The sequence below is a fragment of the Bacteroidia bacterium genome (assembly GCA_041391665.1).
GTDB lineage: Bacteria > Bacteroidota > Bacteroidia > J057 > J057 > JAGQVA01.
This window is the reverse complement of sequence record JAWKNO010000001.1, coordinates 2,841,303-2,860,622: the sequence shown is the minus strand read 5'-3', so window position 1 is coordinate 2,860,622 and position 19,320 is coordinate 2,841,303. Positions and strand designations below refer to the sequence as shown.

Below are 19,320 nucleotides of genomic sequence, written 5' to 3'. Positions count from 1 at the left end.
TCAGTTTGTTATGACCAATCGCAATTAATATGGCAGACCAGGCGAAATTTCAGAAAATGTTGGAGGTGCTACTTCTACTTGATTGTAAGTATGGTAGGACTATTCAGGAACTTTCGGATCGCTTTGATATTTCTCAAAGAACGGTGTACCGCTATTTTGACACCTTCAAACAGGTAGGCTTTGTCATTGAAAATAGCAATGGCTATTTCAGAATAGATAAGGAAAATTCAACGGCAGAGGATATTAGCAAATTATTGCACTTTACCGAAGAAGAAGCTTTTATTCTCAGTAAAACCATTCATGCCATTGATGAAGATTCAGAATTGAAAGAGAAGCTCGTTAAAAAGCTTTACAGCTTATATGATTTTGACAGGGTGATTCATGCCATTACCAAAAAAGAAGAAACGGAGAACATATATAACCTAATCCAAGCCATTAAGCAGCAAAAACAAGTTGTTTTAAAGGAGTACAAATCTGGTAACAGCAAGAATATTCGGGATAGAATTGTAGAGCCTATTGATTTTACCATCAATTACACCGGTGTTTGGTGCTACGATACCGAAGACCAATCCAATAAAATATTCAAGGCTTCGAGAATACAAGAAGTTGAAATACTGGATAATGATTGGCAATACAAACCTAAACATCGAGTAGGCATAACGGATATTTTTAGAATGCAAAGCTTCGAACCTATTGCCATTCAGCTTCAATTATCCTTAGTAGCCTACAATCTGATTTTGGAAGAGTTCCCTTTGAGTGAGAAGTACCTCAAAAAGGTAGATGATAACAACTACCTGCTTACCACAGAGGTTGGTAATTTCTTAGGCGTTGGTCGTTTTGTATTAGGCTTACCTGGCGAGATTGAAGTGGTCTATCCACAGGCTTTTCGAGATTATTTAAGTGAGAAAAGTGCTAAATTTTAATGTCACTTCAAATTCCTCCAATGCTCCCAAATAATCACCATGGCAAGCGTATCCAGTTTGCAATAGCGTAATAAAGCCTCTTTGTAGGCTTTTTTTATTTCCGGTTGGTGTTTACTGATACCAAAGAGCATATCTTCATAAGCTCGCATGGCTCCGGTTCCTTCGTTTACCTTTTCGGCATTTTCCAACAAGTCTATGGGTGGCAAATGTTTGTATGGATTCTCGATTATTCCATCTTCGCCACGATGCAATAAATTGATGCCTTCATCAAAATTAGTTAGCCAGTTTTCGGTGCGTTTTGATTTGTTGGCAGCCAAAACAGCCGGTAACGTTACTTTGATACTGGTACGTCCCTTCATTACTGGATGGAAATAGTATTTCAATGCCAAATCGTTCATGTCCACAAAGGCTCCGGCTCCATTTTTATCAAATTTCACAACGTATTCCAACCATCTCTTTAATCCCGGAATGGATTGGTTGTACTCTTCCATTTGATAATAGATGTTTCGCAAGGTGGTATTCTCATGCGAGCTCCACATCAACAGTGTACCATCATATCCGACCTTATTCATCAAACTTTCTGCAAAGGCAAAACTTGGGAATTTAGGATCGGTATTGAGCCATTCGCTATGAATAGGTTCAGCTCCGGGTTGTTTAATGGTATGGCAACTCCATTGGAAAGCACTCATTTCATACGGTCGCATACCTTTGTGAAAAGGCAATGCCGTAATACAAGTTTCAAAGTCGATAAAATGCAGCGGATATTTCCATGAGTTGATTTCCTCTTTCAATTCCCTTGCTATCCATTCCGATTGTGCTTTGGTATTGTTTATCTGTATCAATCTTCGTTCACCCCAAACGCCTTCAAAAGCTTTTTCAGGCAAGGCATCTACATCTAGTTTCTTTTCTCCAATTAAGGCGTTAGCAACGGACTCCTTGTTTTCTTTGATATTCCCCAAACGGTAAACATCTCTGATATGTAATTCCGGTTCCGGCATTTCCTTCCAACATTCATGGTAGCCGTTTTTATCTTCTCCGGCATTGTATTCACAAGAGAAGCAATTTATATTCAAAGGCTCCTGAATTTTAGTGCCTTGCTGCAAACTTTCAGAATAGACCTTGATGGAATTTTTAATGATTGAGCTACGTTTGTTGACTTCATCGTTTACATCTACCTTCACCATAAAATCATCCTTTCGGATAATTTCAGGATCACCAATAAATTCAATTTCGTAAAACTTAAACTGATTGTGAGCCTCTACTTCTTTGAGTTCAAACAAAGCATTTAAGCCATCTATTTGGGTTTGTTTGGCTTTGTCCGGAACAAACAGAAAACAGTCGATATGAGCATCCGGAAACACTTCCTGCAAAAGCTCCTTTTGAAATGCAATATCCTCTAGGTATTCATCCCAACCTTTGTCAAATTTCGGGTTATCTGAATCAAAGCCTTTGGACTTTACCTCAATAATTTCAAAACGTTTGCCTTCCTTGACTAAAACATCAATGGCAGCGACTTTTCCTTCCGTTAACAAAGCCGGTTCAAAAAGGACTACATTTTCTTTTTGTAGCTCTTCTTTGGTTTGAACTATGGCACTCTCTAGTCCGAGTTCGTTTTGTATGCGAATACCTTCCGGAAAATGTAGCGTAGCCAATTTACCAACGGCATAACCACCTTCGGCAAGGTATTCCATGTATTCGTTACCATCGTTGGCAGATGGATAGCCGTTTTTCTTGTAATAGAGCTTGGTCGGACAGCTACGAGCTACCTTAAAATCGGACTTGGATAATATTTTTGAAAAGTCGGTTTTCATTTTCATTCAACTTCCTCATTAACAAGCATGAATTCCAATCCTAGTATTTTGTATTTCGTTTCAATAGGAATTGAATTGAAATCTTCATTTATATACTCACACAAGAAGTTCAGTATTTTCAAACCTCTTTCAACGATGGTTTCCGGTGTCCATTCTATTTCATTGGCAACTATCATGGCACTCATGGAATCGTATTTATAACCTCTTTTTGGGTATCCTTCCCCCTTATTGCCTTGATCAACCTTGAAAAGGAATTTATCATTTTGAAGAGAAGAATTGGCACTCTTTGATAATGCTAAAAGATTACCAAGGCTATTGGCAAAATTTCTACGTTGTTCAGGTGTATATTTTGTAAAATGACTCCAGTCGTTTTGGATTTTATTGTAAGCCTCTTCAACTTCAATAGGTTCTTTTCCTTTGTGTTGAGCATAAGTCTCCAAACTAACTGTGGCACTCTGAGGATAGATGTGCTCAATGCTATCGTTCTTTACAAAATCAGTCCATTCAATTGCACTACTCTCGCTTGAATTTTTGTTAATCTTTCTAAGGTATTTGTCATACTGATACAGTAAATAAAACCTCCCTGACCATTTGTAGAATCCTGTTTTGTGCCCCAATTCAAAGAGTTCATAACTCTGATTTACAAACAAGTTGAAACGGTAATACCAAGAAGTATATAATTCCAATTCAGTTTGAGTTTCTAAACTGTTCTTTTTGCATTTATAAACCTCGTAAGCAAGGCTGTAAATTTTACTGTCTCCAGTATTTCCTCGTTTGTCGGATAGGTCAAAAAGTTTGAAACTGTATTTTTCCAGTGTCTTTATAGAATCAACAAACTCATTTCTGTCATCCCTGCTTAATATAGCGAGCAATATCGGCTTGAAAGATGCTTTAAGACCAACATGATGAATTCCTTGGATCGCTTTTCTAATTACCTTCTCATCTTCTGTGAAATACTTGATGTAGTGTAGTTTGTTCCACCAAACAGAGCAGAGTTGTAAGGATTTTATGTAAGTCTCAATATCGGAACGCTTTAATTTCCCATTATAAACATTATCAAGACTAAAATGCTCATCAAACAAAAAATTGGCATAAACATTCGCTTCATCACGACTATACTTATTGAAATAAGCTATCCAATGATTTTTAATAAAGTCTTCATCGTCTAAGGGGTTTTGCTTGTTTTGACCTAATGATTTGTAGATGGTAATCCATGCCTTATTTATTGATTTTTCTAATTCAGCCTTTTGAGCCTCATTCAAATTAATAGCTTCTGGAGTATTCTCTGATACATGGTATTTATCGTTGAGATATAGAAGTCTGTTTTTTAGCTTTTCGAGTTGGGATAAGGGTTTCCCTCTGTTATTCATGGTCTCAAACACAACGTATTCGTCAAGTTCTTCGGGAAGGATATATTCGTTTAACCTCAATTGATTTGTAACCTTATTAAAAAGCTGCTCAATGGTATTTCCTTCTTTTCTTAGATATAAAGCAACCATTGCTTCAAAAAACTTCTTTGCTTTTAAAAGGTTTTCGGTGTATGTGCTTTCCTCGCTATCATCTTCAATTTCATTCAATGCCAAGATGTGTTTTCTGAAAAACTTATCACTTGGGTTATCTTCGTCATAGCCAAAAATGTAAGCATTAACGCCTTTGTTGATGAAGAGGTATTGCATTTCCGCATCCCCTTCACGAATACCCAAAATCACATTTTGTTTTTGAGCTTCTCTGATAATCACACTTAACAAAATCAATACAGAAGTAATCCGTTGTTGTCCATCTACTATTGAATACTGCTTGAAATTGGGTAGCCAGTTATAATCACAAGGTTTTACTTCAACTAATGTTAGTAATCCGGTATAATGCCATTTACCTTCAGGAATATTAATTAAGTCATCCCATAGATCCTTCAATTGCCCTTTTACATTTTTTAAAGGCTCCTTACTGTCAACCTTTATTGACTTATTGTTTGACCAAGCATAACCACGCTGATAAGCCGGTATTCTTAATATTCTATTTGTGAAAATCTCGTGTATTGATTTTAAATCCATATTCTAATATTCTTAATTCAACGCCTTATACCAATAGAAAAATGCTGCTTTGTCTCTCGACTTTTTGAGTTTATTCAGGAAGTTCAGCTCTCCAGTAATTTCCAGTTTACTGATGTCCTGACCGTTAAACTTTTCTATGGATGTATAGTCTTTGTTCTTTAATTGTTTGGCGAGGTAAGCTGCTTTACCTGCTGCAAGTATGGCATCTTCTATTTTGAAGCTTTCAGCAATCAAAAAGCCTTCAAACCTGCGTATTCCGGTGGTGAGTTCGGTAAATCTTGATTTATCCGGCTCTACGGTGTTTTTGGTTCGCTTGGCTATGAGCAAAGAAGTGGTGAAAATATCATCCAGTATATCCGTTAAGCCTATTTCCAGTTCACGGTAGTTGATTTCCTTGCTTCCAATTTTCTCAAAGCTCAATGCAATTTCCTCTACGTTTTGCGCTTCATCAAACAAACAGCCAATATCAAAAAGCTGCTTAATGATTTCCTGTTCTTTGTCCTTTCCGTATAGGATTCCAACGGTATTTGGTGCAAATGCCGTGAGTTTATCTCCTAAAATAGATTCAATAGATGGAACAGCTACTTCCAATACATCTCCGGATTCAATCCATTCTGATTGTATAGGTGCTGCTAATAACCTTGGATAATCGGTTTGCTCAAACAGTATATCCAACAATACAAAGTGAGCACTTTGATTGAGACTCGATTCATAATCAAATTCGTAATGAGCTTTCGGAACACCTTCTTTGTAGCTTCTTCTATCTTGCAGCTCCCACTTGTTGAAATGTGAGTTAGCCACCACCTTTTCCAGGATAGCTTCTACTTCTTCTCGACTTTGGGTGGTAATGATGTCAATATCTACCGAAAATCGTCTTGATTTGGCAAGTAATAACACAAGGCTTGTTCCGCCTTTAAAAGTGAAATCCAAACCATGAGCTTTGAGCTGCTGCAATAAGGAAAGAGCGTGTATCATTTTCTCCAGTATCGGAGGATTGATACGCTTCAAATGCTTTTGCTGCTTAAAGCTGTTGATCCATTCTTTGGTAAAACAATGTGCTTTTATCATTCTAAAATATCTTTTAATAAATCTCCAAAATGCTCACTCATGTACGCTTTCAATTGAGGCTCCTTTTTCCGTCTCCTAGCGTAATTCAGCATTCGACTAAAATTGATATGATACCTTTTCAGGGCATTTTCAAATAATGTTTCCATTTCACTCCCTTGAACCGTATAAAAGGTTACGGGATCGCAAAACACATCCACCAACATTTTTTCTAAGGTGGGAACCTGAATTTTATCCTTTGATTTGGTTTTTATGGAAACTTTCTGTTTTGGAGAACGACTGATTAGCGGTTTAATAACGATGGAAATTTCACTTTCCACATACCTTTCCATGATGTCCTCGTTAGGATCGAGATACACCCTAAATTGTTTGGATTCAGAATAGGCATTGAATACTTCTTCTACAAAGTCTCTTTCCACTTCTAACAAGTAAAAGAAGGCTCCCATTTGATGTCTTGTAAAATCATTAAACCATTCAGTACTCCATAAGCAGTAATCTAGGTCGTCAAATTCCTTGGCTACAATTTTTGAGAGCTTTACAAGTTTGTCTGAAATAGCAGGAACATACTTCTTACTATTAGAAATACTGTAAACCCCTCGTTTTACGGATTTAATGATGTTCTTATTTAGTAAGTCATGGATACGCCATGATAAAGCCGTTTCGGTCATTTCCGGATCGAATTGCTTTAAAAAGGCGAATAGCTCATCCCGATCGAATTGAGTTTCGTTCTTAAAAGTCTCTATTAGCTGTTTCTCTATGAACTTTGTCATTTGCTATAATTAACCACTAATTCTAAATAAGTAGCTATTTTTAGTAAAACTATATTTAACCACCAATGCAAATATAGTGGTTATTTTTGATAAAACTATAATTAGCCACCAAAAGCAATTTAGTGGCTAATTATAGGTATTTCATTTATCAGGTAACTAGAGTGTAGAAGGTCTAACAGTTGTCTTTTCTTTATAACTAGCAATCAGATCCTTAATGAACAATTCCTTGTTTGACTTCATTAATGTTAGTTCTTCGGGTTTCTGCATTTCAGAGTGGAGTTCTCTCAAATATTCATCGCTCCAAATAGCCAACTCCACAATAATTGATGTTAAAGACAATCCTTTATCCGTAAGATGATAATAAACTGTTTTTTTATTGTTAGGTAATTTGGATTTTGTTACAAATCCCAATTCTTCCAAATACTTTAGTTTGACTGTAAGTATGTTAGTAGCTATTGATTCATCACTATCAGTAAAGTCCTTAAAAGTTTCCTTGCCTTGAATAATCATTTGTTTGATTATTACCAATATCCACTTATCACCTAAAATATCAAGTGCAGACGTTATGGGACAATCGCATCTAAATTTTACATCCATGAATGAATTATTTATTTGTTATACAAAGGTATTAAAAATCAATTATTACTTGCAAAATGAAATTAATAATAAATAACACTTGCAATTTAAAAGTGATTTTATATTTTTGCTTGCGATTAGCAAGTAATAATTAATTTAAAATGTAAAAAAGCACATGAGTACAGAAACAATTTCAATTTTAGGGCTAACCCTATGTTTAGCTCCAGCAGTCGTTCATGCTGTAGAAGTCATTAAACCAACTTGGGTTAATTGGGTGGTGAATTTAGTATTACCAATGTTTGCACCAGGTATTCCAAACAAACAGAAGTCTATCAATGAAGATGAGCAGTTAAAAATGCTTGATGCGGCTATTGATGCTGCTCCCGAAGCAAAAAAAATAGCAGCTAAAGATTATATTTTCATCCTACTATTTGAGCAAAGACAAGGTGCCTTAGCGTTCATTGCTGTATTTGTAGCTTCTACATACGCTATGGGTTTGCCAATTGGTGAGCGACATGTTATTCACTTTATGTTTATGATAATGTCCGCTTTATTTGCTTTGGTTAATGCAAATCAAGCAGGGGTACCATTCTTAGGGTATCATCCACGAGTATCAAAAAATGGGCGAAATGTAGGTATTGTGTTTTCAATATTTTGGATAACATCTACTGTATTCAATTATCTAGCATTCAATGCTTCATGCATTTAATATTAAATAATTATATAATGAAAAATGTAATCATCACAGGAAGCAGCAACGGATTTGGTCTGAAAGCTGCTAAGGATTTTGCCGATAAAGGGTATCGAGTTTTTGCAACAATGCGTAATCCAAACGAAAAAAACGCAGGAGCAAAATCAGAATTAGAAAACCATTCTGCAAATATTAAAGTTTTAGAAATGGACGTAACCAACGAGGTTTCTGTTAAAAAATCAATGGGCATTATCCTTTCTCAATCAGAAAGTATTGATGTGCTAATTAATAATGCAGGTATAATGTACATCGGCATCACAGAAGCTTACAGTGTAGAGCAAGCACGTTTTCAAATGGAAACCAACTATTTTGGTGCGATAAGAGTAATGCAAGCTGTTTTACCCTTAATGCGTAAATCAGGCAAAGGCTTAATAATAAACACAAGTTCTTTAGTAGGAAGGATTACAGGTCCATTTTTTGGTACGTATGCAGCTACTAAGCACGCACTTGAAGCATATAGTCAAGGGCTTCGTTATGAGCTATCACCATTCGGAATAGATGTAGTTTTAGTAGAACCAGGACCATTTGGCACAGGTTTGTTGGAATCTGGTCAAGTACCCGCACATACGGGTGTTTTGGAGTCGTATGGTGAATTGGCAGGCATTCCAATAACAATGAGCGAGAGTTTTAGTCAAATGTTGCAAAGTGAAGATGCTCCTGATCCACAATGGGTTGTGGATGCTTATTTGAAATTAGCAGATTTACCTTATGGGAGTCGTCCTACAAGAACAGTTGTAGGATTAACTTGGGGAACTGATAAGATCAACGAGATTACACAACCTATACAAGATAACATATTGAAAGAAATGCAACTTGACACTGTTTTAGGTGGTGCTTCTGCTTAATCTGCTAGATTAATTTCAATAAATCAAAATCACAAGGGTGTTACTCTTGTGATTTTTTTTTGAAGACAATTTTAAATACCTGAATTTATCCCCCTAATAAATTCCAATACCCCTTTAATTTATACCTAGGATAAATTAAATCCCTTCCTTTTTTGTACCGACCAATATCCGGTTTTTGACTTAAAGTTTGTCGATTAACAAACACTCACCAAAAGACAATTTTTGCCCTTTTTCTCGCCTTGTTTTACCCTGACCTTAGCTCCACAATTGGTTTAAAAACCACACAGTTCAATTCGGAAGATTTAAAAATTTAAAACGATACAAAATGAAAAATACTGATTGGAAATCAATTGGCATTATGGCAGGCATCTCACTAGGAGTTTTTGTGATTGGTACCATCCTTACCAAAAAAGTGATTGATCCGGCTATGGAGAAAGCAAAAGCTAAAAAGCTGGCAGAAAGCAGCGAAACCAAGTAGTAGTTCCATGGTGGAGCTACCTGAATTTAGTTACAAACACTTAAAAAAGCATTCAAAATGAATCCATATAACGATGAGTTGATGGCATACGAAGATGATGCCGAAGACAGATACGATGACTACGATGGGTATGAAGAGGACGACTTTGATACCGGATTTGAAGGTAACGAAGACAGTTATTACGATGAGGATGAATACTACGATGAAGAAGTAGAATACATTCCTGCCGATGATGACGATATGTACGATAGCTACAAAACGACATCCATTGGACGTATTGATCCGAACGACCGTACCTTAACCGTAGTAGTTAAAAACACTTCCGGAGCCGATGCAGAAGCCATTCTGTTTGGAGCCAACGAAGAAGCAGCACAACCTGCCGGAGTAACGGTAACCGTTGAAGAGAGTTCGCACAAAGAAGTAAGGGAGGAATCAAAAGCCAATCCTTTCAAGATTGTGGGAATGAAAATGTCGGTTTCCAATCCATTGCAGTTTGACAATGTGTTGAAAATCAACAAAAGGACAGCAACAGGAAGCAATTCGGTAAGAGTTTACCAACCTAGAAATGCGACTTCACCTCAAAACTTCACTCAAGGTTTGATTGATGACCACAACTTTGAGATGGATGTTACAGGACAAGATAGCATCAGACTATTGCTTAAAGATGGTGTAACGGTGGTTTTCACCTTCACAATCAAAGCAAGAGCCAACATGGGTAACCTATTGGATGGTAAAAATGTTGCCGAGCTTTCAACTGCTCCAAGAACTACCGGTCTTCCTCAATTAGACTTAATCAGAAGTAAGAAGCCATCAGCCTTTGGGTTGAAGCCTAAGAAACTGGTAAAGAAGATTGTCAGAAAAAGACCTAGCCCTGTTAGACGCAGACGTGGTATTTCAATGAGAAGACGACCTGGAGGAAGAGGATTCTTACGCAGAAGAAGATAAGAACCTATGCAAGCTGTAACAGGCTCATAACAGGTAAACCATTAAGCAGCCAAAGTCAGCGATAGCTCTTTGGCTGTTTTTGTAAAACTCAAATTGAAATACGATGAAGAAAAGTTTAACAAGGTCGAAATACGCACAAAATCGCATTGCATACATCGTGTATGGCAATCCGGATGGTGCACGCAAATTTTTGTTTGACCAAGGGTATCATCCTCCAAAGAACATTCACGATTTGGTGAAGGCTACCAAGGAATTGGTAAAAACCCAAGGCAAAAACATTGTTCCGCACCTGTTAACGATTCATCCGGAAAAAGATTTGATTCTGAAACTGAACCAACCAAAGGAAGATAGTTTTTGCGGTGCATGCGGAAGTAGCTCATTTAATCCTGAATCCAATTTTTGTGGAGCTTGTGGCAACAGCAACTTCGGTGGTGATTCCAATTTGGATGTAGGCGACTACATTGATCAGTTGGTGGACATGACCACTTCTCAATTGGAAAAACACTATCAGGAAGTGTTGGCAGCCTCCAATAAAAAGCCGGAAGACTTATCCCTAATGGAAGAAGTTCAACTGGTTTGGAATGAATTAAGACAACGAAAATTAACCGCTGAAACCCCAACAAAAGAAGAACCCAAAGACAAGGATCGCTTTTCTGTTTCAAAAGACGGATTAGTGATTTTGGGCTTAACACTGGTTGCCGGTGTACTCATCGGATCCTCCATAAAAAGCAACTAATATGATTAGAATAGTTAAAGAGGAAAATACACAGGTACTTAATCAGCAATCCAAAGCTGCTCTATCCTTAATAGGTGTAGCAGTTGCCAAAAATCCAAAGCCATATAAAATGCTTTTGGATAGATACGGTATTCAGGTTCCAACAAGCGATAAAATATCTCTAGCCAATGGATTGGTAGAAGGATTAGCCCTTCAAAACAAAGCATTCAACAGGGAGCTCACTGAACTACTTAGCAAAATGGTGGAATCAGAAACCGCCTATAATCCCGATGAAGATGAATACCATTATGTACAAGCCATAGCCGGAGCAATTGCCGGAATATCCGGAGCTGTGGGAAGTATTGTTGGAGGCAAGAACAAGCAGAAAATGGCGAAAGAAGAAGCTCGCAGAGAAATGCTGAATAACATGCTTGCAATGAAAGCCCAGGAACAACAAGCTGCTGCCGAAGAACGCAAGTTGGCAGGCAAGAAAAGCCTATACCTCATTATCGGTGTATTGGGCTTATTGGGCATTATCAGCTTCTTCTATTTCCGGCAGAGAAAAAATTCAATCAATGTAAATCCTTCATAAACGATAGATCATGGAATTAAGCAATTACAACTTCGGAATAACCGGTCAGCCTACAAATGAGTGGGACAACTTTTTATGCTTTGGCAGAAAATGTAAGCAACGAAAAGCCGAAAGGCATAAGGTGCGAATGGAAAAGCGAAAGCTAAAGAATGACCAACAGCGAGCGGAAACAGAAGCATTAAGAGCGGAAACAGGTTTGACCAAGCAATTGGCTTCACCTACGCCTGCAACAACACCACAGATGGCTCCACAAATGATGATGCAACAAGCACCACAACCGACTACAACGGCACAAGCCCCTGCACCGCAAGTGCAAAAAGCAGGCATGGGAAGTCCGGTAATGATTGTCATTGGATTGCTTGTAGTTGGAGGCTTAGTATATCAATCCATGAAGAAAAAAGGAGCTGCTGCTCCAGTACAAACTGCTTAAAAAATTGAAGTATGATAGCTGCAAATCCATTGTATGAATTGAAGTTTTACGGAGGTCTTTTGGAAGAGGAAGACAATTTTGTTGATGGCTTAGGAAATGAATTTGAATACGATGAATTCATTGGTAAGTGGATCAAAAAGAGAAAGGAAAAGCGAAGCCAAAATCCTAAAGTTATTGCCCGAAGAGAAAAAAGGGATGAAAAACGAATCGCCAAAGGCAGAAAGCCAAGGTTTAGTCGTCCTGCTCCAGTGCGAACTACCAAACCGGTAGTTAAGCAAATTGCTCCCGATTTACCTCTAAAAAAGGAACCCATAGTGAGTGAACCACAGGTGAAAAAAGCTATGATGGAGAGCTCTTCCAAATCAGAAGAACCAAGCACTAAACCTATAGAACAAACCGAAACAACGGCTTCGGAAACCACTACTAGTTTAACAACCGAAAGCACAGAAAATCAACTACAACAGGCTTCTATGTTGCCATTTGGCATGAGCAAGAAGACCTTGGTTTTTGTGGGTGTTGGTGTGGCTGCATTGGTAGTAATTGGAATGATAAGAAAATAATGAACAAGCATGGACATACTCGCTCAAATAACGGAAGAAGAAGCAACAACCAACGGAAACTTACCACAAGGTTTTCTCTTCGCTTCCATCAAGAACGTGGGAACAAGCACAGCCCTTGTGAACAATGTGCCTTTGCCTCCGGGAGAAGCCAAAAGCTACCCCTTTGTCGGAAAAGGTTATCAGGCGGTAAACTATGAGCCACAAGGTTCTACGCTTAGAATATTAAGAATCCTTTAAATGAATCAAGATGATTGCAGGAGAAACAGAATATATCATACACGGTGGAGAAGATAATTACGATTACTTCTTGAAAAACCTGTTTAAGAAAGATCCTAACAAACAGGCAAAGCCAAAGCGTACTGCCGAAGAAAAAGCAGCTCGAAAAGAGCAACGTCAACAATGGTGGGGAAAGCAAAAAGAAGGTTTTCAAAAAGCCGGAGGTGTGGAAGGAATTACCAGTACCATTGGCAATATCGTGGGATTTTTCAAAGACGATACACCATCGGACTATGATATTTCTATGGGTGGTGGACAACCTGCTCCGCAGCCTGAGAAAAAAGGCATTTCAAAAGAAGTAATGATTATTGGAGGAATTGCCGTGCTAGTAATTGCTGCATACGGTTTTTCAGTCATGCAAAAGAATAAGAAAGTACAAATCCAGTCAGCTTAATGTTAGTACCAGTACCAACATATAACAATCGTTTTGTTTTGAAGGTAGGAATCAAAGCCCTTCGACCGGTCATTGTTGCCCTTAAAGGTTATGATGCCCATAGAGCTAATTCCTATTATTTCAGAAGAAAGGTTCCTTTCAAGCCATCGGCAATAAGAGATGGCATGAATTACAAGGAAATATCTATTCCTATGCCTTTGTCTCCTGATACTTTGTTGGTAGAAATTTACAATAGCGAAACCGGTGAGGATAACGGCTATGTGATTGAAAAATTTGAGGTGGAAAAAATGAAAGCCTCAGAAATTTGGGCTCAACCTGCTATGCACCGATTCATCGACTTTGCTCAAAACTTTGCGAAGTATAGCGGTACATACAAGCCCGGATTTTTCGATTCACCCGATCATGAGTTTTTGATTCAGTTGCTACCGATTATTAAAGACCAGTTTGGTAATACCATGGTTACACCTGCAAGAACTAACCGTCAGACCGGTAGAATACAAGTTTCCAATCAAGCATTCAAGCACTTTACTATTCCTGTAAGGATGTTTGTTCTATTACACGAACGCCAACACTTTCAGATACCAACCAGAGAAGAACGTCCGGCAGACCTTGCTGCATTAAAACTCTATTTGGATTTACAATATCCAAAAATTGAAGCGGTGTACGCAGCTACAAAAGTATTTGCCATGCACCCCGAAACCGTGGGTAGTCAGCATGTGACAAGAGCTCAGGACATTATCAATTTCATTGATAGGTATCGCAATACCCAAGAAATCATGTTAAACCACAAAGCCAAAGCCGTATGAACAGCAAGCAAAAAATAGGGTTATTGGGAGCTTTGGCGGTGGTTGGCACAGGTTATTTCCTTTTCAAAAACGATAAGGACGAAAAGTCAATAAGTACCTCAGACAAAGAAACTAAGTTGCACGGTGATGATACCGAAAGCAACTTTATTGGTATTTCCAATGCTCGCATTCATCAGGCATTGATGGCTCAAAACCCCAACTATGCTACAGCCTATAAAAAGGATCTAAAGACATGGGGAACGGTGTCAGGTGTGATGGATGTTTCCAATGACTTTGATGAAGCCAAACGCAAGAAAAGGAAATTAAAAGCCTTCGCCCAAAAAGCATTGGAAGTTCAGAAGAGCTATAAAGAAAAGGCAGCTCATTTACCTGAAATATCCAAAACACAAATTACCCTTACCAATAATGGTACTTCGGTTAGAACCATCAATTTGTGGGGAGCCAATATGGGTACTTCAATTAGTAAACCTTTGCCCGGAGATGTTCAGGATCACAAAGTAAATCAAGAAGTACAAACAGGCATACATCCTCAAAATGTAGGTTTCAATTCGTTCAATGGCTTACTCTATGTAGCTAATCAGTTAAGCGATAGTATTACTATCATGGATACATCGGGAGCAATTGTAAAAACAGTTGCTTTAGGTAGTGTTTATCCCGGATTTGTTTCTCCGGTGGATGTTGCTTTTAACCCTTCCAATGGAGAAGCGTGGGTAGTATGTTCGGTTGAGAATACTGTTAAAATACTGGATGCTTCGCACAATATCATTCAAACCATTCCAGTAGGCAATCGACCAACTTCCATTGCTTACAATCCTGAAAATAGCTGTTTTTATGTGAGCAATTTATTGGATAACACCTTATCCAAAATTGACAGTACCACCTACAATATAGTGGCAACTTTAAATACTGGAGAGGATCCAATAACAGTTTCGGTATGGACTGAACAAGGATCGGTGTGGGTAAGCAATTCAACTTCAGATTCGGTGAGTGTATTTGATGCAGCTGATATTCTGCTAAATGAAATAAACGCCACAGGAGATTATCCAACGGAATTTACCACAACTACAAGCAGTCTATTTTTAATAGCCAAGAACAGTAATGAATTACTGGAGCTCAATCCTGAAACCCAAAATATTGAAAACACTTATCCATTAGGATTTCAACCAAGTGGAATAGTCTATAATCCGGTTAATGGATTTTTATACGTGTTGAGCAGTCAAACTGGCTTAACCTATATTTATTCTACTACCGGAACACTTTCAGAAACTTTGTCACTAAACAATGCACCTAACATTGGTATAGCTGCATTACCGAGTGGTGAGGTATTTACAACTAATACAAGTGGTGGCAACCTTGCTTTTATCGATTATTCTGAAAGCAGTAGTGACATCACCATTAATGAAAGTTACCCTGAAAAACGAGCGGAATTTCAGTTCAAACCTGCACTGGTGAAGCATGCCAAATTTGTGTTTTCAGATGAAAACCGAGCGAGTGGCTTAAAACTGATTCACCAAAGTCCAACAGGGAAACAACACGTTACCCCGATTTCATTCAACAATTACAAAAGTCCGCAAAACTACCTCGATGTAGCAGAAGTAACAGCCGTTCGTGGTGATGTGATTGATGGTAAATCGACATGGGAGTTTAAGATAGCTCCCGGACAGACCATTACCATTTTGGTCTATTACAAACAGCTTCAATTCAAATACTTAATACCAACAATTAAAATTTAAAACAATGGGAAAATTAAATTATCTGGTCATTCACTGTACCGCAAGTCCTGAAGGAAAAGAGCTTACTAAGGACGATATTATTCGCATGCACACCAACCCAAAACATTTGGGAGGAAGAGGTTGGAATCGTCCGGGATATTCCGACATCGTGTACCTCGATGGAGAGCTTGTAAACATCATACCATTCAACCAAGATGACCAAGTGGATCCATGGGAAATATCCAATGGAGTGCGTGGTATCAATGGCAATTCAAGGCATGTAGTCTATGTAGGTGGCGTTGATGAAAGGGGTGAAAAGCCAAAAGACACAAGAACTAATGAGCAAAAAAGCACTTTAGAAACCTATGTAAAGTTCATGGTACTTCGCCATCCGCATATTCAGGTTTTAGGACATAACCAAGCTCCCGGAGCAAGCAAAGCTTGTCCAAGTTTTGATGTTCCTAAGTGGTTGGAAAGCATCGGTATTTCAGAGAAGAACATTTACAAAGAAGAAGACTAATGAGAACGGTAATCACATTGGCAATAGGCTTTTGGCTAGGCAGACAAATCTACATTAAGTACGACAAGCAAACGGCTCTTAAAAAGGAAGAGCAAATCAAAAATCGCTTGAAGTCCTTTTTGGAAGATAATGGCTTAACCAAAAGTGAAGTGAAAGAAACCACGGAAGAAATCATAGGCATATAAATCAGTTATCATGGTAGGAGCAGTTGCAGGAGCAAAAGCCGTTGAAGGCTTATCACAGAACAAGGCTACCCCTTATATCATTGGGGGAATTATCCTCGTGGGTATTGGTATTACCTACTTTGGAGTGATACGCCCGATTCTTTGCAAAACAGGAATAGCCGACTGTAAAAGCAGTAAGAAGATTCGTGACATTATGAGCTACAAAGGTTTTGATCCGAATTATGCTCGTCCGGAAAAAATTACGATTTCCCACGATCGGGCAAAACAACTGGCTACCCAAATTTATGATGCAGGTTCCTGGTACAATGATGATGAAGGAGCCATTTATTCTGCTTTGGAAGAAGCCGGAAGTGCCGATAACCTTTCTCTGATTTCTCGAATGTTCAGTGCCATGAAATACGGCAGTTTGGCGGAGTACATCACATATTACCTAGATGATGCCGATGAAGTGGCACGAGTTAAAGACATTTTAGAAAGCTATTAACCTTTAGAATTATGGATGCAAAGACAAAGAAATATTTAGTCATAGGTGGTGTAGCCACGGTCGTTGTAGCACTTGCAGGATTTGGAGTTCACAAGTTTATCAAGAACCGAAAGAACCGCACTACAAGTGGCAAACAAAAGGAACGAGAAGAGCAAAAACTCATTGGTAAAAAGGTGCATTACGGATCGGAAGGTTATGTGAATGTAAGAAGCTCTGCCAAGGTGGATAATGAGAATTGGACTACGATGGATTTCTCGCACAACCTTTTAACACAAGCAGAAAGCAATCCAGTAGGAACCATTTTAGAACGCCTCAAAGGTGAAGACGGCTATTACTGGTACAGAATAAAATTGACCAAGCCTGTGGGAGGAAAAACCGAAGGTTATGTGCGTGAAGATGCAGTTGTAGTTCAATATTAAACCCCAAAAGATATGAAGAAAGAGACATTCAAATTAGATAATAAAATGCTATGGATCGGAGCTGGACTGGCAGTTACAGCAGCAGGTTTTGGCGTATGGTATTTTCTGAAAAAACGAAAAGAGAAACAGCAATTTGCTGCAAGCATTAAAGGAACAACCACTTCGAGCAGTTCATCAGGAGTTCGCTCATTTAGTTGTATGTATTCTGATAGCAGCTTCCCATTGAAATTCGGAACCTGTGGAACCAATGTGAAGAAGCTTCAAAACTACCTGAACTCAAAAGGATCGGGATTAGATACTGATGGCAAGTTTGGTCCGAAAACAGAAGCAGCTGTTCAGAAGGTATTTGGCACTAAAACCGTGTCTCAGGAGAAGTTTAAAACCATAAGCTAATACCATGGAAACAGAAGAAAGAACAGGTATAAAAAACTATTTGGACAATGTATTTAGCGATGATGGCTTAAAAACCGACATCAAAATCACAATGACCGATGAGACATTGAGAAAGACAAGCTTGTACCTCGTGGGTTCAGGCTTGGTGATTACGCTCATAGTTTTTGGTATTCGAGGAATTGTAAAAAATATGGAAGCTCAGTAATGAATAAGAAAGTCGTTGCATTATTCGCTATTTCCGTTTTTGTCGGAGCCGGTTATGTGGCTTGGGCGTATTCTCCTTTGGGAAAAACGGTCATTTCTAAACGCCTATTAGGTCGTTGGGAAAAGGATTTAAAGGTGGATAAGGCAAACAAAGAACTTCTTGAAAAAGAGCTCAAAGTTTTGGATTACGAACAGCACGTTTTGCTATGGAATTTAACTCGATGGCATTTTGCCAAACCTTCCGAAAGGAAAGAGAAAAAGCTCAAAAAATTGGCTTTGCAGTTAAACGAATCGGGTATAGAAAAGCATGCAGCCCTCAAACAGATAACAGATTTGCTCCAATCATAAATGCAAGAATTATGGATACAGGAATTATTTCAGAAATAGCAACACAAATTATGGGATATGTCAAAAGCCTTGATTGGGCTTACATTCTCACTTTTATCATTATCGGATATGGCATCAACTCACAAAAGTTTACCAATCAGATCAAGCAGAAAACCAATATTTCATCCAAACGAAGATACCGAACGGCATTGGTGGGTTTAGTCTATGCCGTGATCCTTTATTTCATTCGTGGATATGAAGTAAAGCATATTGAAGTACTGTTTCAATCCTTCGTGTTTGCCTTTGTTTTTCACAAACTCATTTTAGATGGGTTAGTCCGCTACATCACAGGCAAAAGAACGGATTACAAAACGCTAAAGGAAAATGAAAATGCGACTTAGCCATGTAGTCTTGGTGCTTTGGCTGATGACTATTATAGGTTTTGTATGGTATTGGAGCTCAAAGGATAGGTCGGTTAATCTAAACCCCAATTACGAGCAAACCATCAAGAAACTGGAACAGCAAAACGACAGCCTCTTAGCTATCAATCAGGGTTTACAAAAGCAAATTACTGAACAACTGGAAAAACAAGATGGCATAAAGGAAGAACTAAAAAAACGAAACAAGGATTTAGAACAACTTAAACACAGGAAAAGTGAAAAGATTAGGGCTATTGGTAATTATGATAATGATGAACTGTATCGGTTTTTCGCAGAATTTGAAACCGACAGTTTACACCATTCAGAATGATACACTTTTCTGCTTTACAGTAAGTCAGGCAAAAGTAATTGCTATTGAACTGGAAGGCAAAAAGTATCAGGATAGCATTACAGTTGAGCAAAATACACAACTGGCTTTGCAAGATTCTTTGATTCAGCAGCAGGATTCAACTATTAAGTTGCTCCATAATCAAGCGATCAACTATCAAAGCATCATTACCAATAGTAAAGAGGTGAACAATGAGGTAAACCTGCAATTGGGCTATCTAATAACAGAAGTGAAACGACATAAACGAGATAAGATATTCCTAGGAACCGGGCTTGGAGTAAGCATTGGAATCATAGGAATCTTAGCCATACTTAATTAAA

General features: G+C 38.3%; 28 protein-coding genes. 23 read left to right on the top strand and 5 right to left on the bottom strand.

All coding sequences use genetic code 11. The features are described from left to right. Positions 1-29: 29 nt before the first annotated feature. Entirely contained in the window at positions 30-923 is an 894-nt protein-coding gene (locus tag R3D00_11705) for a WYL domain-containing protein (GenBank protein MEZ4773840.1), read from the top strand. Positions 924-925: 2 nt separating this feature from the next. On the opposite strand, the gene R3D00_11700 is transcribed toward R3D00_11705, so the two are convergent. From R3D00_11700 to R3D00_11680, 5 genes are all read right to left on the bottom strand, one after another. Then, positions 926-2,734 (bottom strand): DUF2779 domain-containing protein, encoded by a 1,809-nt coding sequence (locus tag R3D00_11700; protein MEZ4773839.1) that lies wholly within the window; start codon positions 2,732-2,734, stop codon positions 926-928. 2 nt (positions 2,735-2,736) lie between these two features. Continuing rightward, a complete protein-coding gene (locus tag R3D00_11695; GenBank protein ID MEZ4773838.1) occupies positions 2,737-4,785 on the bottom strand; it encodes a DUF262 domain-containing HNH endonuclease family protein in 2,049 nt (682 codons plus the stop codon). 12 nt (positions 4,786-4,797) lie between these two features. Beyond that, positions 4,798-5,853, bottom strand: coding sequence for a nucleotidyl transferase AbiEii/AbiGii toxin family protein (locus tag R3D00_11690; GenBank protein MEZ4773837.1), 1,056 nt, complete (start codon positions 5,851-5,853; stop codon positions 4,798-4,800). Then, the gene (locus R3D00_11685) at positions 5,850-6,620 is read right to left on the bottom strand and encodes a DUF6577 family protein (GenBank protein MEZ4773836.1); all 771 of its coding nucleotides are present in this window, start codon (positions 6,618-6,620) and stop codon (positions 5,850-5,852) included. The genes R3D00_11690 and R3D00_11685 overlap by 4 nt, the downstream gene beginning before the upstream one ends. 156 nt (positions 6,621-6,776) lie before the next feature. Next, entirely contained in the window at positions 6,777-7,217 is a 441-nt protein-coding gene (locus R3D00_11680; protein ID MEZ4773835.1) for a helix-turn-helix domain-containing protein, read from the bottom strand. A 154-nt stretch (positions 7,218-7,371) separates the two neighbouring features. Here R3D00_11680 and R3D00_11675 point away from each other — a divergent pair, with 154 nt between their 5' ends. The 22 genes from R3D00_11675 (at position 7,372) to R3D00_11570 (ending at position 19,319) form a co-directional block, all read left to right on the top strand. Beyond that, positions 7,372-7,905 (top strand): hypothetical protein, encoded by a 534-nt coding sequence (locus tag R3D00_11675; protein MEZ4773834.1) that lies wholly within the window; start codon positions 7,372-7,374, stop codon positions 7,903-7,905. Between the two features lie 17 nt (positions 7,906-7,922). Next, positions 7,923-8,792 (top strand): SDR family oxidoreductase, encoded by an 870-nt coding sequence (locus tag R3D00_11670; protein ID MEZ4773833.1) that lies wholly within the window; start codon positions 7,923-7,925, stop codon positions 8,790-8,792. 325 nt (positions 8,793-9,117) lie between these two features. Then, on the top strand, positions 9,118-9,270 hold the full coding sequence (locus R3D00_11665) for a hypothetical protein (protein MEZ4773832.1): 153 nt from the start codon (positions 9,118-9,120) through the stop codon (positions 9,268-9,270). Positions 9,271-9,327: 57 nt separating this feature from the next. Next, on the top strand, positions 9,328-10,215 hold the full coding sequence (locus tag R3D00_11660; GenBank protein MEZ4773831.1) for a hypothetical protein: 888 nt from the start codon (positions 9,328-9,330) through the stop codon (positions 10,213-10,215). 103 nt (positions 10,216-10,318) lie between these two features. Beyond that, the gene (locus R3D00_11655; protein MEZ4773830.1) at positions 10,319-10,951 is read left to right on the top strand and encodes a hypothetical protein; all 633 of its coding nucleotides are present in this window, start codon (positions 10,319-10,321) and stop codon (positions 10,949-10,951) included. A gap of 1 nt (position 10,952) precedes the next feature. Next, positions 10,953-11,522 (top strand): hypothetical protein, encoded by a 570-nt coding sequence (locus tag R3D00_11650; GenBank protein ID MEZ4773829.1) that lies wholly within the window; start codon positions 10,953-10,955, stop codon positions 11,520-11,522. A gap of 10 nt (positions 11,523-11,532) precedes the next feature. Then, positions 11,533-11,952 carry a hypothetical protein gene (locus R3D00_11645; GenBank protein MEZ4773828.1) on the top strand — a complete coding sequence of 140 codons (420 nt, stop codon included), beginning with the start codon at positions 11,533-11,535 and terminating at the stop codon, positions 11,950-11,952. Between the two features lie 11 nt (positions 11,953-11,963). Continuing rightward, complete coding sequence (locus R3D00_11640) at positions 11,964-12,512, top strand: hypothetical protein (protein MEZ4773827.1); 549 nt, start codon at positions 11,964-11,966, stop codon at positions 12,510-12,512. Between the two features lie 9 nt (positions 12,513-12,521). Further along, a complete protein-coding gene (locus R3D00_11635) occupies positions 12,522-12,749 on the top strand; it encodes a hypothetical protein (protein ID MEZ4773826.1) in 228 nt (75 codons plus the stop codon). 10 nt (positions 12,750-12,759) lie between these two features. Further along, the gene (locus tag R3D00_11630) at positions 12,760-13,182 is read left to right on the top strand and encodes a hypothetical protein (GenBank protein ID MEZ4773825.1); all 423 of its coding nucleotides are present in this window, start codon (positions 12,760-12,762) and stop codon (positions 13,180-13,182) included. After that, complete coding sequence (locus tag R3D00_11625) at positions 13,182-13,988, top strand: hypothetical protein (GenBank protein ID MEZ4773824.1); 807 nt, start codon at positions 13,182-13,184, stop codon at positions 13,986-13,988. Before R3D00_11630 ends, R3D00_11625 begins: the two co-directional genes overlap by 1 nt. After that, on the top strand, positions 13,985-15,721 hold the full coding sequence (locus R3D00_11620; protein ID MEZ4773823.1) for a YncE family protein: 1,737 nt from the start codon (positions 13,985-13,987) through the stop codon (positions 15,719-15,721). Before R3D00_11625 ends, R3D00_11620 begins: the two co-directional genes overlap by 4 nt. 4 nt (positions 15,722-15,725) lie before the next feature. Then, on the top strand, positions 15,726-16,220 hold the full coding sequence (locus tag R3D00_11615) for an N-acetylmuramoyl-L-alanine amidase (protein MEZ4773822.1): 495 nt from the start codon (positions 15,726-15,728) through the stop codon (positions 16,218-16,220). Continuing rightward, the gene (locus R3D00_11610; GenBank protein ID MEZ4773821.1) at positions 16,220-16,405 is read left to right on the top strand and encodes a hypothetical protein; all 186 of its coding nucleotides are present in this window, start codon (positions 16,220-16,222) and stop codon (positions 16,403-16,405) included. The genes R3D00_11615 and R3D00_11610 overlap by 1 nt, the downstream gene beginning before the upstream one ends. A 10-nt stretch (positions 16,406-16,415) precedes the next feature. After that, positions 16,416-16,889: a hypothetical protein gene (locus R3D00_11605; protein MEZ4773820.1), complete on the top strand. Its 474-nt coding sequence runs from the start codon at positions 16,416-16,418 to the stop codon at positions 16,887-16,889. 11 nt (positions 16,890-16,900) lie between these two features. Beyond that, on the top strand, positions 16,901-17,308 hold the full coding sequence (locus R3D00_11600; GenBank protein ID MEZ4773819.1) for a hypothetical protein: 408 nt from the start codon (positions 16,901-16,903) through the stop codon (positions 17,306-17,308). A 12-nt stretch (positions 17,309-17,320) separates the two neighbouring features. Next, entirely contained in the window at positions 17,321-17,701 is a 381-nt protein-coding gene (locus R3D00_11595; protein MEZ4773818.1) for a peptidoglycan-binding domain-containing protein, read from the top strand. A 4-nt stretch (positions 17,702-17,705) separates the two neighbouring features. Beyond that, positions 17,706-17,906 (top strand): hypothetical protein, encoded by a 201-nt coding sequence (locus tag R3D00_11590; protein ID MEZ4773817.1) that lies wholly within the window; start codon positions 17,706-17,708, stop codon positions 17,904-17,906. After that, positions 17,906-18,253: a hypothetical protein gene (locus R3D00_11585; protein MEZ4773816.1), complete on the top strand. Its 348-nt coding sequence runs from the start codon at positions 17,906-17,908 to the stop codon at positions 18,251-18,253. Before R3D00_11590 ends, R3D00_11585 begins: the two co-directional genes overlap by 1 nt. 11 nt (positions 18,254-18,264) lie before the next feature. After that, positions 18,265-18,633, top strand: coding sequence for a hypothetical protein (locus tag R3D00_11580; protein MEZ4773815.1), 369 nt, complete (start codon positions 18,265-18,267; stop codon positions 18,631-18,633). Continuing rightward, complete coding sequence (locus tag R3D00_11575) at positions 18,617-18,982, top strand: hypothetical protein (GenBank protein ID MEZ4773814.1); 366 nt, start codon at positions 18,617-18,619, stop codon at positions 18,980-18,982. Before R3D00_11580 ends, R3D00_11575 begins: the two co-directional genes overlap by 17 nt. Then, on the top strand, positions 18,921-19,319 hold the full coding sequence (locus tag R3D00_11570) for a hypothetical protein (protein MEZ4773813.1): 399 nt from the start codon (positions 18,921-18,923) through the stop codon (positions 19,317-19,319). The genes R3D00_11575 and R3D00_11570 overlap by 62 nt, the downstream gene beginning before the upstream one ends. Position 19,320 lies beyond the last annotated feature (1 nt).